Below are 13,113 nucleotides of genomic sequence, written 5' to 3' on the forward strand. Positions count from 1 at the left end.
TGCACATGGTGACCCCGTCCGCGGTGAAGTTCAAGGGACCACGCGGGGCGTGTCAGCTTTCCAGCGCCTCCGAAAGCTCCAGCCAGCGCTCTTCGAGCGTGGCGCTTTCGCCGGTGAGTGCTTCGCGCTGCCGCTGCAGGCTGATCAACGCGTCGTAGTCATCGTGCGCGGTGGCAAGACGTTCGTCGACCGCGGCGATCTCGCCCTCAAGCTTGTGCAGCCGCCGATCGATCGAGGCGACCTCCTTCTCGGCGGTGCGTCGGTCGGCGCCGGTCAGACCGAGTGCCGGCGCAGCGGCATCCTGCCTTGTCACCGGCGCCGGACGTGACCGCTGATCGGCACGCAACCGCAGGTACTCGTCTACGCCCCCCGGAAGATGACGGAAACGACCGTCGAGAATTCCATACTGCTGGTCGGTCACCCGCTCGAGGAAGTACCGGTCGTGCGAGACGACCAGAAGCGTGCCCGGCCACGAGTCGAGAAGTTCTTCCATCGCCGCGAGCATGTCGGTGTCGAGGTCGTTTGTGGGCTCGTCGAGGATCAGCACGTTCGGCTGGCTCAGCAGCACGAGCAGCAGCTGCAGCCGACGCTTCTGGCCACCCGAGAGATCCTTGACCGGGGTGGACAGCTGGGCGCTGGAGAACCCCATGCGCTCCAGCAGCTGACCCGGCGTGAGCTCGGCCGCCTTCGACCCCGTGCCGAACGTGTAGGTGGTGCGCAAGGCCTCGAGCACCAGCCGCACCGGCTTGTGCAGATGCTCGTCGAGCTCGTCCATGCGTTGCGAGAGGGCGGCCACCTGTACGGTCCTGCCGTGCTTGACGCGCCCCGAGGTGGGCGCGACCCGGCCGTCGACGAGCCCGAGCAGCGTGGACTTTCCGGCGCCGTTGACACCGAGGATGCCGGTGCGCTCGCCCGGTGCGATGCGCCACTGCACATCGTGCAGCACTTCGCGCGGCGCACCGGTGTCGGGGTCGGGGTAGCTCACCGACGCTCCGAGCAGATCGACGACGTCCTTTCCGAGCCGCGCGGTGGCCAGGGCCTGCAACGCCACGTTGTCGCGCAGCGGCGGCACGTCGGCGATGAGGGCGTTGGCCGCGTCGATGTGGAACTTGGGCTTCGAGGTGCGCGCGGGCGCTCCGCGGCGCAGCCAGGCGAGCTCGCGGCGGGCGAGGTTCTGCCGGCGCTGCTCGATGGTGGCAGCCTGACGGTCGCGCTCGACGCGCTGCAGGATGTATGCGGCATAGCCGCCCTCGAACGGCTCGACGGTGCGGTCGTGGACCTCCCAGGTGGCCGTGCACACCTCGTCGAGGAACCACCGGTCGTGGGTGACGACCAGCAGCGCACCGGCGTGTGCCGGCCAGCGCGAGCGCATGTGCGTCGCGAGCCAGGAGATGCCCTCGACATCGAGGTGGTTGGTCGGCTCGTCGAGGGCTATCACGTCGAGATCCTGCGCCAGAAGCGCGGCCAGCGCGACACGCCGGCGCTGGCCGCCCGACAGTATCCCGATTCGTCCATCCCACGGCAGATCGGCCACCAGACCCGCGATGATGTCGCGCACCCGTGCGTCACCGGCCCATTCGTGCTCGGCGAGATCGCCGACGATTGCGTGCCCCACCGTCTCGTCATCGCTGAGGGTGTCCTGCTGCTCGAGAACCCCGATGCGCACGCCGCCGCGCACGGTGACCCGGCCGCCGTCGGGTTCGACGTGCCCGGTGAGCATCCCCAACAGCGACGACTTGCCGTCGCCGTTGCGACCGACGATGCCGATACGGTCGCCCTCGTCGACGCCGAGGCTGATCGAATCGAAGACGACCCGGGTGGGGTATTCCAGATGCAGGGATTCGCCCCCGAGAAGATGTGCCATATCGTTCTCAGGCTAGGGCACCCGGCTGTGCCGATCCTTCAGACGACGGGTTCGATCGCCATTCGCACTGTCTCGCCCAGGTCCACGCCCTCGCGCCGGCGAATCGCCTGCTTGATCGCGAGCACGTAGGTGCCGTCGGATTCGGGAAAGATCGATGTCTGCCAGCGCGACGAGCCGAGCGAAGCGGTGATCTTCACCGAGTCGAAGCCGCCGCGTGGCAGCGGCATGTCGTGGATCTCTTCAGAGATCTCGGGCGGCACGCGGGCGAACACCCACAGTTCACGCCGTGCCGCCCAGCGGAACAGCGTGCACTCGAACTCGTACCGGATTCCGGCCATTCGCCCACTGTAGCCAGAACGGCTCAGTCGCCCTCGCGCCGGGTGCCGCCGCACCGCCAGCACGCGGTGCCCGGTGCTCCCTCGATCATCGCCCCGCACTCGGCGCACAGCGCGGGCAGCCAGCACGCGGCATCCCCGCCTTCAGGCTCCATGATCAGCGGCTCGTGCCGCATCCGCTCGTCATCGCCCATGTGTTCATCATGCGCCGTCATACCGGGCCGCGGGCGGGCGCACCGCTGATATTTTCGCATCATGACCGCCGACCCCTCCGCCGACCCCTCCGCTGCCACCTCCATCGAGACGCACATCGTCGCGCACCCGCACGTGCTCTACGTGGGCACGCCCGCCTACCTCATCGCGTCGACGAACTCGGATGGCACTCCCAACCTGGCGGCGGCATCGTCGCATTGGGCCCTGGGCGACATGCTGTGCCTGGGTCTGGAGGCCGCAGGACAGACGGCGCAGAACATCGCCGATCGCCCCGGGATCACGGTCAACTTCCCCTCTGCGCCGCTGTGGCCTGCTCTTGTGCGACTGTCGCACCTGACCGGGCGCCATCCGGTTCCGGCGGACAAGAGCAAGCGTTACCGGTTCGAGAAGGACAAGTTCGGCGCCGCCCAGCTCACGCCGCAGGCCTCAGAGCTCGTCGACGCGCCCCGCGTGCAGGAATGCGCGCTGCAGTTCGAAGCGACCGTGCGCCGCATGACGCCCGGACTGGACGGCGGATACTTCATGGTCGAGGCGCAGGTGCTGCGCGTGCATGCCGACCCCGCCCTCGTGCCGGAGGGCACAGGCGAGATCGATCCGAGGGTGTGGCATCCGCTCATCTACGCTTTTCGGCACTTCTTCGATCGCGGCCCGGAGGCGGGCTGGCTGGACTCGAGCCGCTGGGCCCCGCCGCCGGTCATCGACTGATCAGGTGTCAAAGCCGAGGCTGAGCTTGCGCAGCAGTGCGGCGAGCCGGTCACGGTCGGTGCGTGAGAGTCGTGCGAGCAGCACGGCCTCGGCGTCGACGAGCCGTGTGATGGCGGCATCCACGCGGATCTTCCCGTCGGGGGTGAGCACGACCAGAATGCTGCGTCCGTCGGCAGGATCGGCCTCGCGGTGCACCAGCCGCCGGCCCACGAGCCGGTCGATCCGGTTGGTCATGGTGCCTGACGAGACGAGTGTCTGCTGCAGCAGCTGCTTGGGTGTGAGCTGGAACGGCTCGCCGGCGCGGCGCAGTGCCGAGAGCACGTCCCACTCCCACGGTTCCAGCTCGCTGCGGCGAAAGGCATCGCGGCGCGCGTGGTCGAGGTGCCGAGAGAGCCGGTCGACCCGAGAGAGAACTTCGAGCGGAGAGAAGTCGAGATCGGGCCGTTGCCGGTTCCATGCCTCCACGATCCGATCGACCTCGTCGCTGAGCTGCGCCATGGTTCCATTCTCACCTAGCAAGCGTGACGTTTCTGATCTGGCAGACTTGATGAGGCCGCAGTCGCGGCGGTCCGCCGTGGTGTAATGGCAGCACGACAGCCTTTGGAGCTGTGAGGTCTAGGTTCGAATCCTGGCGGCGGAGCATGGAGAACACCGATCAGGACCTCGCCGTCGTCATCCTGGCAGCCGGTCAGGGCACGCGGATGAAATCGTCGCTGCCGAAGGTGCTGCATCCCATCGGCGGACGGCCGCTGGTGGGCCACGTGCTTCAGACCGCACGTGCGCTGGGCGCGGCCGAGGTGCTCGTGGTCGTGCGGCATGAGCGCGATCTGGTGGCGGCATCCATCGCCGAACAGGCTCCCGAGGCTCGGGTCGTCGACCAGGACGAGATCCCCGGCACCGGGCGTGCCGTCGAGGTCGCCCTCGCGCAGCTGCCCGATTTCGCGGGCGACGTGCTGGTGCTCTCGGGCGACGTTCCGCTGCTGGATGCCGCGACCCTGGCCGACTTCGTCGCAGGTCACCGCTCCGCCGGCGCGGCCGTCACGCTGATGACGGCGGTCGTGGACGATCCGCGTGGTTACGGGCGTGTGATCCGGGATGCCGAGGGTGGTGTCGAGCGCATCGTGGAGCAGAAGGATGCCACGGCCGACGAAGCCGCCGTCGATGAGATCAACGCCGGGGTCTACGTCTTTCGTGCCGAGGCACTGCGCGCGCAGCTGCCGCGCGTGGGCACCGACAACGCCCAGGCAGAGAAGTACCTCACCGATGTCGCCGGGCTGCTGCGTCGCGCCGGCGAACACGTCGCGGCATCCGTCGTCGACGATGTGACCCTCACTTACGGCGTGAACGACCGCGCCCAGCTCGCCGAGGTCGGCCGACTTCTCAACGCCCGCACGGTGCGCCGGTGGCAGATGGAGGGGGCCACCATCGTGGATCCTGCCACGACCTGGATCGACGTGACTTCGACCCTGACCCCCGACGTCACCGTGCTGCCGAACACGCATATCGAACGAGCCACGACGATAGCCACCGGGGCCACCGTCGGCCCCGACACGACCCTGATCGACTGCGAGGTCGGCGAGCAGGCCGTGGTGCGCCGGGTGGACGCGAATCTCGCCGTGATCGGTGACCGGGTCAGCGTCGGCCCGTTCACGCACCTGCGTCCGGGAACGGTGCTGTCGGCAGATGTGAAGGTGGGCTCGTTCGTCGAGACCAAGAACGCGCAGGTCGGAGTGGGCACCAAGGTGCCCCATTTCATCTACCTGGGCGATGCGACCGTGGGCGAGGGCACCAACCTCGGCGCGGGAACCATCACTGCCAACTACGACGATGTGCACAAGCACCACACCGAGATCGGAGACCAGGTGCACACCGGCTCACACACGGTCTTGGTCGCGCCCATTAGGCTGGGGGATGGCGCGAAGACCGGCGCCGGCGCCGTCGTCCGCAAGGACGTGCCCGCCGGTGCCCTGGCGATCAGCGTGGCACCCCAGCGCAACATCGAGGGGTGGGTCGAGAAGAACCGACCGGGCACGGCGGCGGCGGATGTCGCAACCCGGTCCGCACAGAAGGCGGGCGATGGGCCACAAGGACAAGAAGGTTGATCTCGATCGTGAGCGTGGCATAGCGCCGGGACTGGTCGCCAAGACGAAGAAGCGCCTGGTGGTCGCCTCGGGGCGCTCGCACCGCGCGCTCGCCGACGAAGTCGCCAAGGCGCTGGGCACCGAGATCGTGCCCACCGAGTACCGCACGTTCGCCTCGGGCGAGATCCTCACGCGCTTCGAAGTGTCGGTGCGCGGTTGCGACGTGTTTCTGGTGCAGTCGTTCGGCCCACCGGTCAACGAGTGGCTCATGGAGCTGCTGATCATGCTCGACGCCGCCAAACGCGCCTCTGCGAAACGCATCACCGTCGTCGCGCCGTACTATCCCTACTCGCGCCAAGACAAGAAGGGTCGCGGGCGCGAGCCCATCAGCGCCCGGCTGGTCGCCGATCTGCTGAAGACCGCCGGCGCCGACCGGGTGATGAGCGTCGACCTGCACGCGGCGCAGATCCAGGGATTCTTCGACGGTCCGGTCGACCACCTGTTCGCCAAGCCGGTGCTGCTCGACTACTTCCAGCGCACGCTCAGCCCCGCTGATCGAGAGAACCTCACCGTGGTCTCGCCTGACACCGGTCGGGTGCGCGTGGCCGACCAGTGGTCCGACTCGCTGGATGCCCCCTTGGCGATCATCCACAAGCGGCGCGACCCGAACGTGGCCAACCAGGTCACCGTCAACGAGATCGTCGGTCGTGTGCGCGGCCGGGTGTGTCTGTTGGTCGACGACATGATCGACACCGGCGGCACGATCCTCAAGGCCGCCGAAGCCCTGAAGGCGAACGGCGCCGAGCGGGTCATCGTCGCGGCGACCCACCCCGTCTTCAGCGACCCGGCTGTCGAGCGGCTGCAGGACCCCCTCATCGACCAGGTCGTGGTCACCGACACGATTCCGTTGCCCGACGAGAAGCGGTTCCCCTCGTTGACGGTTCTGCCGATCGCGCCGTTGCTGGCGCGGGCCATCCACGAGGTGTTCGTCGACGGGTCGGTCACCAGCATGTTCAACGGCGAGGCGTGATCGGCGCCGCAGCCTGAGAGGAAACGGGCAGATGGTGGTCACGAACCAGGGAGTATCGGTCACGCATCCGTTCGCGTCGTCGGTCGACGACGTCACCGCGGCGCTGGGTACCGACACCGCGGGGCTCACGACCGTTCAGGCGGGCGAGCGATTGGCCGAGGTCGGCGTGAACGTGCTGCCCGAGCCGCCGCGCAAACCCGCTCTCGTGCGGTTCCTGCTGCACTTCAACGACACGCTCATCTACATTCTGCTGGGCGCCGCCGCCATCAAGGCGATCATGGCCGACTGGCTCGATTTCTGGGTCATCGTGGCCGTCGCCGTGATAAACGCGGTGATCGGGTATGTGCAGGAAGGGCGGGCCGAGAAGGCGCTGGCGGGCATCCGTGGGATGCTGTCGGCGGATGCCTCGGTGCGACGCGATGGCGGATGGCAGACAGTGCCCGCGGCTGACCTTGTGCCCGGTGACGTCGTGCGATTGGCGCCCGGTGACCGGGTGCCGGCCGATGTGCGTCTCTTTCAGACCTTTCAGCTGCGCGTGGATGAGTCGGCGCTGACCGGCGAGTCCGTGCCATCGTCGAAGAACATCGCGCCGGTGGCCGCCGACGCGGGCGTGGGTGACCGCACCTCGATGGCTTTCTCGGGAACGATAGTGTCGGCGGGGCAGGGGCGCGGCATCGTCACCGGAACCGGCATGCACACCGAGATCGGCACGATTCAGGCGCTCGTCGGCGACGCCGGTTCGCTGGACACCCCCCTGACCAAGCAGCTCGACGACTTCGGTCGCAAGCTGACCCTGGTCATCCTGGGCATGGCCGCGATCATGCTCGCGATCGGCCGGTTCGTTCATCAGATGCCGTTCGGCGATCTCATCTCGGCAACGATCGGCTTCGCCGTCGCGGCGATCCCCGAGGGCCTGCCGGCGCTGGTGACGATCACGCTGGCCATCGGGGTGCAGCAGATGGCGCGCCGCAAGGCCATCACCCGCAAGCTTCCCGCTGTCGAGACGCTCGGTTCGGTGACCACCGTGTGCTCGGACAAGACCGGTACCCTGACCCGCAACGAGATGACGGTGCGCCGCATCATCACGCCGGTCGCCGAGTATGAGGTCAGCGGCCTGGGCTACGCCCCCGAAGGCTCGATCACCCGCGTCGACACCACTGGTGACGCGGGTGGCGACCTTGCGGCGATCCTCGCTGTGGCCACGCTGTGCAACGACGCCCACATCGTGCCGGCGTCGGAAGGTCCCGAGCAATTCAGTCTCGTCGGCGAACCCACCGAGGGGGCGCTGAAGGTCGTCGCGATGAAGGGCGGCGCATCGGCCGACGGTGCCTCACGGGTCGCCGTGGTGCCCTTCGACTCGGCGCACAAGCTCATGGCCACGCTGAATCAGGCCGCCGACGGCTCGCGGGCCATTCTGGTCAAGGGAGCGCCGGATCGTCTGCTCGAGCGTTCGAGCGGCCAGCGCGGCCCGGCCGGTCGCGACGAGCTCGATGTGACGCGCTGGGAAGAGGTCATCGCCCGACTCGGTGGCGAGGGGCTGCGCGTTCTGGCGGCGGCCCGCCTGCCGGTCACTGCCGACCGCGCCGATGTCGCACTCGACGATCTGCACGACCTCGAGTTCCTCGGCGTGTGGGGAATCCTCGACCCGCCCCGCCCCGAGGCGATCGAAGCCATCGCCGACTGCCACCACGCCGGCATCCGGGTGAAGATGATCACCGGTGACCACGCCGGCACCGCCCTGGCGATCGCTCGCGAGATGGGTCTGGTCGCTGACCCCGACGCTCCGGTGCTGACCGGCACCGAGCTCGAGGCGATGAGTCAAGAGCAGCTCAAGCACGTCGTGCAAGAGGTCGACGTGTACGCCCGTACCAGTCCCGAACACAAGATCCGCATCGTGCGCGCTCTGCAGTCATGCGGTGAGGTCGTGGCCATGACCGGCGATGGGGTCAACGATGCCCCGGCGCTCACTCGTGCTGATGTGGGCGTGGCGATGGGCATCAAGGGCACCGAGGCGACGAAAGAGGCCGCCGAGATCGTGCTGGCCGACGACAACTTCGCCACGATCCGCAGCGCCATCCGTGCGGGGCGGCGCATCTACGACAACCTGCGCAAGTCGGTCGTCTTTCTGCTTCCGACCAACGGCGCGCAGTCACTGGTGATCCTGGTGGCCATCGTGTTCGGCTTGGTGCTGCCACTGACGCCGGTGCAGGTGCTGTGGGTGAACATGGTCACGGCTCTCACACTGTCGCTCGCGCTCGCATACGAGCCGGCCGAGCGCGGCATCATGTCGCGCCCGCCGCGTACGCCGGGAGGCTCGATAGTGTCGCTGCGCGAACTCGGCTTCGTGCTGATCGTCTCGGTGCTCATCGGCGGCGCGACGCTGGGCGTCTTCTATGCGGTGGCAGCCACCGGCGTCGACGTCCACTACGCGCGTACCGAGGCGGTGGCGATGCTGGCTCTCGGGCAGCTCGCCTATCTTTTCAACTGCCGTCTGCTGTCGCGATCGAGCCTCACCGTCGATGCCGTGCGTGGAAACCCCGTGGTGTGGTGGTCGGCGCTGGCACTGGTGGTGCTGCAGCTTCTGTACACGTACGTACCGTTCATGAACGACCTGTTCGGCTCGCGTCCGCTGGCCGTGCAGTCATGGCTGCTGCCGATCGTCTTGTCGATAGCCGTGTTCCTCTTGGTCGAGCTGCTCAAGGCCTTGCGCCGGCGTCGCGCTCCGCGCGAGGTGGGGGAGTGATCGCCGCACTCAACGCCGGGTGGAATCGCGTCTTCGCCGTTCTCGGACGCGTGTCGATGTACCGCCTGGCGCTGCTGTGCCTGGGCCTGCTCGCGGCGATAGCGCTGCTGTTGTCGGCGGCAGATCTGGCCGGGCCGACCCCCGTCGAGATCCTGGCCACAGCGGCGGTACTGGTGGTCGTGTGCGGGGTCGTGGATGCGGCATCCCAGCGCCTGTTGCATCTGCCGTGGCGGGTCGAATCGTCACTGATCACCGCCGGTGTGCTGTTGTTCATCCTGCGCCCCGGCATCGGCCCGGTTGCGCTTGCGGGTGTCGCGATCGCCGCAGCCGTGGCATCCGCGTCGAAGTACCTTCTCGCATGGCGCGGGCGCCACGTCTTCAACCCGGCCGCGGTGGGCGCCACCGTGCTCACACTGATCTCCAGCATCACCGGGCTGTACGAGTTGGGCGGCTCGTCATGGTGGATCGGCTCGCCGTTGTTCGGGCCGATAGTGCTGCTGCTCGGCGTTGCTCTGGTCTGGCGCACCGAGAAGCTGCGGGTGATAGCGCTGTTCTGGGTGGTGGCGATTGTGGTCGGCATCGTTGCCGTGGGCGTGCAGTACGCGCAGCAGGGCGTGGCGATGGATGCCTGGACGCTGCTGGTGCAGCAGCTGTGGTCGTCGCCCGTGCTGTTCCTGGGTGCGTTCGTGCTGTCGGAACCCCTGACCTTGCCGCCGCGGCGATGGCAGCAGCTGATCGTGGCTGCGGTGGTGGGCGTGCTCGTGGGGTGGGCGCCGCTGTTCGGAACCTTCCCGGTCGGGCTGGGGCAAGAGCGCGCGGTTCTGGTGGGCAATCTGCTGGCCTTCGCGTTCGCGGTGCGCGCAGCCGTGCGGCTCGTGTTCGAGGCCCGCACACAGCTGACCCCGACAGTGCGCGAGCTTCGGTTCCGGGCCAGCCGCGGATTCACGTTCGCCGCGGGCCAGTTCCTCGAGCTCGACGTACCGCACCGCCACCCCGACGCGCGAGGGACCCGCCGTGAGTTCAGCATCGTCTCGGCGCCCGAAGACCTGCCTGGCGTGCGCATAGCGTTCCGCGACGGCGGTGGACCCCAATCGAGCTTCAAGAAGGCGCTGGCCGCTGTCGCGCCGGGTGATGCTCTGGCGGTCACCGGAGTGTGGGGCGACTTCGTGTTGCCTCGGCAATCGTCGGCTCCGCTGCTGCTGGTGGCCGCCGGTATCGGTGTGACGCCGTTCGTTTCGCAGCTGCGCCATCTGGCGCTTGTCGGCCAGCAGCGCGACATCGTTCTCGTCTACGTCGCCAGTCAGGCCGCCGAGCTCGCATTCCGCGCGGATCTCGAACAGGCGGGAGTACGGGTCATCGTCTTCACCCGCGACGAGCCCGTTGACCTCGCCGAGAACTGGTTCTGGGCGCGCGGGGCGCGGCTGGATGCCGAGACTCTGCGCCGCGCGGTGCCTGACATCGCCGCCCGACACGCGTACGCATCGGGACCGGCGGGTCTGCTCGCCGATCTCGCGCCGACGCTGCAGCAGGCCCGGTCGCTGACCACCGACGCCTTCAGCGGCTACTGAGCCGGCGGTGGATCGGCGGGTCGCGCAGGCAGGCGCACCTCGAACGTCGTGTCGTGAGGGATGCTGCGCACCGTGATGGTGCCGTGGTGTGCGGCGACGATCGCGCGGGCGATCGAGAGGCCGAGGCCGGTCCCACCGGTCTTGCGGGCGCGGGATCGATCGGCGCGCGCGAAGCGTTCGAACAGTTCATCGGCGATGCTCGGGTCGATGCCCGGCCCGTCGTCGTGCACGCTGAGCACCGCCGTCGTGCCCTCGCGCGAGACGCGCGTGGTGACCTCTGTGCCGGCCGGCGTGTGGGTTCTCGCGTTGGCCAGCAGGTTCGCGATCACCTGGTGCAGGCGGGCGGCGTCGCCGGCGACGATGATCGGCTCTTCGGGGACATCGACGATCCAGGAGTGGTCGCCACCGGCCACCTGCGCGTCGCCGGTGGCTTCCACGGCCAGCCGGGTGAGGTCCACGGCGCCGAAGACGAGCTCCTGGCCTTCGTCGAGACGAGCCAGCAGCAGCAGATCTTCGACGAGTGCGGTCATGCGCAGCGACTGCGCCTGGATGCGTTCGAGTGCCTGCTGCGTCGAGTCGCCCAGTTCGGGATCGCGCAGCGAGAGCTCGGAATATCCGCGGATCGACGCCAGGGGAGTGCGCAGCTCGTGGCTGGCGTCGGCGACGAAGCTGCGCATGCGCTCTTCGTTGTGCTGCCGTTGCTGAAGGGATGCCCCGACGTGATCGAGCAGCGTGTTCAGCGCGGTGCCGACCCGTCCGATCTCGGTTCCGGCGGCGCCGGGCGCGACCGGCACACGCTCGGAGATCGAGACCTCGCCCTCTGACATCGGCAGCTCTGCCACGCGCGTGGCGGTATCGGCGACGGCGCGCAACGGCTGCAGGCCCTGTCGGATGACCACGGCGATGGCAGCGGCGAGCAGGAGCAGGCCACCGAAGGTGACCAGCCCGACCGTGGTGAGAATCTGGGCGATCGTCTGGTTGACCTCGGTGATGGGCAGTCCGCCGGCGATCGCATACGTGTTGCCCAGTACCCCGGTGCGCACGTGGTAGGCGCCCAATGAGTCGACCTCGACGGTGGCGGTGCGTGCGTGTTCCACGGCCGAGACGACCTGCTCGACCTGGCGGGCGGTCAATTGCTGTACGGCGCCGTCGTCGTCGATGTAGGCGCCGTCGGGCACCCCGCCCACGGTACCGGCGACGAGCAGAAAGCCGGCGCGAGGCGGCGATTCCTGCAGAATCTGGTAGGCGGCCAGTGTGCTGCCGGTGAGTGAGGGGCGCGGCATCCGCAGGCTGCTGACCGACTCCTGCACCTTGTTGTCGAGGTTCTGCTGCAGGATGCTGCCCAGGATCGCCCCGGTGGCCAGGGCGACGGCAGCCAGGATGAGGGCGACGATGCCGATGACCGTCGCCATCAGACGCGTCTGCAAGTTGAGGTGGCGCCGAGCCAGACGCGCCGGCGCGACGGGCGGGGTCACTGGGCGGCTTTGATCATGTACCCCACGCCGCGCACGGTGTGGATCAGCGGCTCAAACCCCTGGTCGATCTTCTTGCGCAGGTAGGAGATGTAGAGTTCGACGACGCTCGATCGGCCGCCGAAGTCGTAGTTCCAGACGCGGTCGAGAATCTGCGCCTTGGAGACGACGCGGCGCTGGTTGCGCATGAGATAGCGCAACAGTTCGAACTCGGTCGCGGTCAACTCGATCTCGCGGCCGGCGCGCTCGACTTCATGGCTGTCTTCGTTCAGCGACAGATCACCCACGCGCAGAATCGGCTCGGCCTCTGCCGATTGTGCGGTGCCGGCGCGGCGCATGAGACCGCGCAAACGCGCCACGACCTCTTCGAGACTGAACGGCTTGGTGACGTAGTCGTCGCCACCGGCGGTGAGACCGGCGACCCGGTCGCCGACGGCGTCTTTGGCGGTCAGGAACAGCACCGGAACGTTGTTGCCGCTGTGGCGCAGCCGCTGCAGCACGCTCATGCCGTCGAGATCGGGCATCATGATGTCGAGCACCATGGCGTCAGGGGCGAAATCGCGCGCGGCCTGCAGGGCCTCGAAGCCACTGGCGGCCGACTGCACGTCCCAGCCCTCCATCCGCAGCGCCATCGAGAGCAGATCCGTGAGCATCTGCTCGTCGTCGACGACAAGAATGCGCGGCGCGGAGCCGTCGGCGCGCTGCAGTGAGGTTCCCGATGCGGTCATGGTCATACCCCGATTCTCCTCAACCGACTGTGAGGGAGCTATGGGAGAGACTATGCCGTTCCTGTGAATGAGGGAACCTGCCTCAGCGCCAATCGCTGCGATCCTGTGCGGCCTGCAGATCGCGATACGCGCGCTCTTGGTCGCGGGTGACGGTGCCGCCGCGGTGCAGTATCTCGCGGGGCGACCAGCGCCAGACGATGCGCGGGCGTGCGGCTGTCGCGTCGCGCTGGGATACGGTCCGCACGGTTCTGGGGTGCGCGAACCACCGGTGCCGTGGAGTGGGGAAGGAGGAGCCGATGACTTCGTCGTTGATCATGGCTCTGACATTACGATCATGTAGATACTGCCACGAGATGGCAGAAGGACTATCTTCG

General features: G+C 68.1%; 12 protein-coding genes and 1 tRNA gene. 6 read left to right on the forward strand and 7 right to left on the reverse strand.

Annotated features, from left to right (window positions below; all coding sequences use genetic code 11):
- Nucleotides 1-52: 52 nt before the first annotated feature.
- Genes ET475_RS13340 through ET475_RS17900 form a run of 3 tightly spaced genes read right to left on the reverse strand, consistent with a single transcriptional unit; the run spans nucleotide 53 to nucleotide 2,393 of the window.
- Nucleotides 53-1,864, reverse strand: coding sequence for an ABC-F family ATP-binding cassette domain-containing protein (locus ET475_RS13340; RefSeq protein WP_129391180.1), 1,812 nt, complete (start codon nucleotides 1,862-1,864; stop codon nucleotides 53-55).
- Nucleotides 1,865-1,902: 38 nt separating this feature from the next.
- Nucleotides 1,903-2,202, reverse strand: coding sequence for a DUF1905 domain-containing protein (locus ET475_RS13345; RefSeq protein WP_129391183.1), 300 nt, complete (start codon nucleotides 2,200-2,202; stop codon nucleotides 1,903-1,905).
- Between the two features lie 23 nt (nucleotides 2,203-2,225).
- Nucleotides 2,226-2,393, reverse strand: a complete 168-nt coding sequence (locus ET475_RS17900) for a hypothetical protein (RefSeq protein WP_165310930.1) — start codon at nucleotides 2,391-2,393, stop codon at nucleotides 2,226-2,228.
- Nucleotides 2,394-2,454: 61 nt separating this feature from the next.
- Between ET475_RS17900 and ET475_RS13350 the strand changes: the two genes are divergently transcribed.
- Nucleotides 2,455-3,117, forward strand: coding sequence for a flavin reductase family protein (locus tag ET475_RS13350; protein WP_207205351.1), 663 nt, complete (start codon nucleotides 2,455-2,457; stop codon nucleotides 3,115-3,117).
- On the opposite strand, the gene ET475_RS13355 is transcribed toward ET475_RS13350, so the two are convergent.
- Complete coding sequence (locus tag ET475_RS13355) at nucleotides 3,118-3,615, reverse strand: MarR family winged helix-turn-helix transcriptional regulator (protein ID WP_129391189.1); 498 nt, start codon at nucleotides 3,613-3,615, stop codon at nucleotides 3,118-3,120.
- A gap of 70 nt (nucleotides 3,616-3,685) precedes the next feature.
- Between ET475_RS13355 and ET475_RS13360 the strand changes: the two genes are divergently transcribed.
- The 5 genes from ET475_RS13360 to ET475_RS13380 all read left to right on the forward strand — a co-directional run bounded on the left by ET475_RS13360 (nucleotide 3,686) and on the right by ET475_RS13380 (nucleotide 10,539).
- Nucleotides 3,686-3,757, forward strand: a tRNA-Gln gene (locus ET475_RS13360).
- Between the two features lies 1 nt (nucleotide 3,758).
- Nucleotides 3,759-5,219, forward strand: coding sequence for a bifunctional UDP-N-acetylglucosamine diphosphorylase/glucosamine-1-phosphate N-acetyltransferase GlmU (gene glmU / locus ET475_RS13365; protein ID WP_129391192.1), 1,461 nt, complete (start codon nucleotides 3,759-3,761; stop codon nucleotides 5,217-5,219).
- Complete coding sequence (locus ET475_RS13370; protein ID WP_129391195.1) at nucleotides 5,194-6,228, forward strand: ribose-phosphate diphosphokinase; 1,035 nt, start codon at nucleotides 5,194-5,196, stop codon at nucleotides 6,226-6,228. The genes glmU and ET475_RS13370 overlap by 26 nt, the downstream gene beginning before the upstream one ends.
- 31 nt (nucleotides 6,229-6,259) lie before the next feature.
- On the forward strand, nucleotides 6,260-8,971 hold the full coding sequence (locus tag ET475_RS13375; RefSeq protein WP_129391198.1) for a cation-translocating P-type ATPase: 2,712 nt from the start codon (nucleotides 6,260-6,262) through the stop codon (nucleotides 8,969-8,971).
- Nucleotides 8,968-10,539, forward strand: a complete 1,572-nt coding sequence (locus tag ET475_RS13380; RefSeq protein ID WP_165310932.1) for an FAD-dependent oxidoreductase — start codon at nucleotides 8,968-8,970, stop codon at nucleotides 10,537-10,539. The genes ET475_RS13375 and ET475_RS13380 overlap by 4 nt, the downstream gene beginning before the upstream one ends.
- On the opposite strand, the gene ET475_RS13385 is transcribed toward ET475_RS13380, so the two are convergent.
- The 3 genes from ET475_RS13385 to ET475_RS13395 form a co-directional block, all read right to left on the reverse strand.
- Nucleotides 10,533-11,951, reverse strand: coding sequence for a sensor histidine kinase (locus tag ET475_RS13385; RefSeq protein WP_129391201.1), 1,419 nt, complete (start codon nucleotides 11,949-11,951; stop codon nucleotides 10,533-10,535). The genes ET475_RS13380 and ET475_RS13385 overlap by 7 nt on opposite strands.
- A gap of 59 nt (nucleotides 11,952-12,010) precedes the next feature.
- Nucleotides 12,011-12,739 (reverse strand): response regulator transcription factor, encoded by a 729-nt coding sequence (locus ET475_RS13390; RefSeq protein ID WP_129393971.1) that lies wholly within the window; start codon nucleotides 12,737-12,739, stop codon nucleotides 12,011-12,013.
- Between the two features lie 82 nt (nucleotides 12,740-12,821).
- On the reverse strand, nucleotides 12,822-13,055 hold the full coding sequence (locus tag ET475_RS13395) for a hypothetical protein (protein ID WP_129391204.1): 234 nt from the start codon (nucleotides 13,053-13,055) through the stop codon (nucleotides 12,822-12,824).
- Nucleotides 13,056-13,113: the final 58 nt, after the last annotated feature.

The organism is Microbacterium protaetiae (assembly GCF_004135285.1).
GTDB lineage: Bacteria > Actinomycetota > Actinomycetes > Actinomycetales > Microbacteriaceae > Microbacterium > Microbacterium protaetiae.

Coding starts and splice junctions, on each gene's coding strand:
- ET475_RS13340 (WP_129391180.1), bottom strand. CDS start 1,864: ATGGCACATCTTCTCGGGGGCGAATCCCTGCATCTGGAATACCCCACC.
- ET475_RS13345 (WP_129391183.1), bottom strand. CDS start 2,202: ATGGCCGGAATCCGGTACGAGTTCGAGTGCACGCTGTTCCGCTGGGCG.
- ET475_RS17900 (WP_165310930.1), bottom strand. CDS start 2,393: ATGGGCGATGACGAGCGGATGCGGCACGAGCCGCTGATCATGGAGCCT.
- ET475_RS13350 (WP_207205351.1), top strand. CDS start 2,455: ATGACCGCCGACCCCTCCGCCGACCCCTCCGCTGCCACCTCCATCGAG.
- ET475_RS13355 (WP_129391189.1), bottom strand. CDS start 3,615: ATGGCGCAGCTCAGCGACGAGGTCGATCGGATCGTGGAGGCATGGAAC.
- glmU (WP_129391192.1), top strand. CDS start 3,759: ATGGAGAACACCGATCAGGACCTCGCCGTCGTCATCCTGGCAGCCGGT.
- ET475_RS13370 (WP_129391195.1), top strand. CDS start 5,194: ATGGGCCACAAGGACAAGAAGGTTGATCTCGATCGTGAGCGTGGCATA.
- ET475_RS13375 (WP_129391198.1), top strand. CDS start 6,260: ATGGTGGTCACGAACCAGGGAGTATCGGTCACGCATCCGTTCGCGTCG.
- ET475_RS13385 (WP_129391201.1), bottom strand. CDS start 11,951: ATGGCGACGGTCATCGGCATCGTCGCCCTCATCCTGGCTGCCGTCGCC.
- ET475_RS13390 (WP_129393971.1), bottom strand. CDS start 12,739: ATGACCGCATCGGGAACCTCACTGCAGCGCGCCGACGGCTCCGCGCCG.
- ET475_RS13395 (WP_129391204.1), bottom strand. CDS start 13,055: ATGATCAACGACGAAGTCATCGGCTCCTCCTTCCCCACTCCACGGCAC.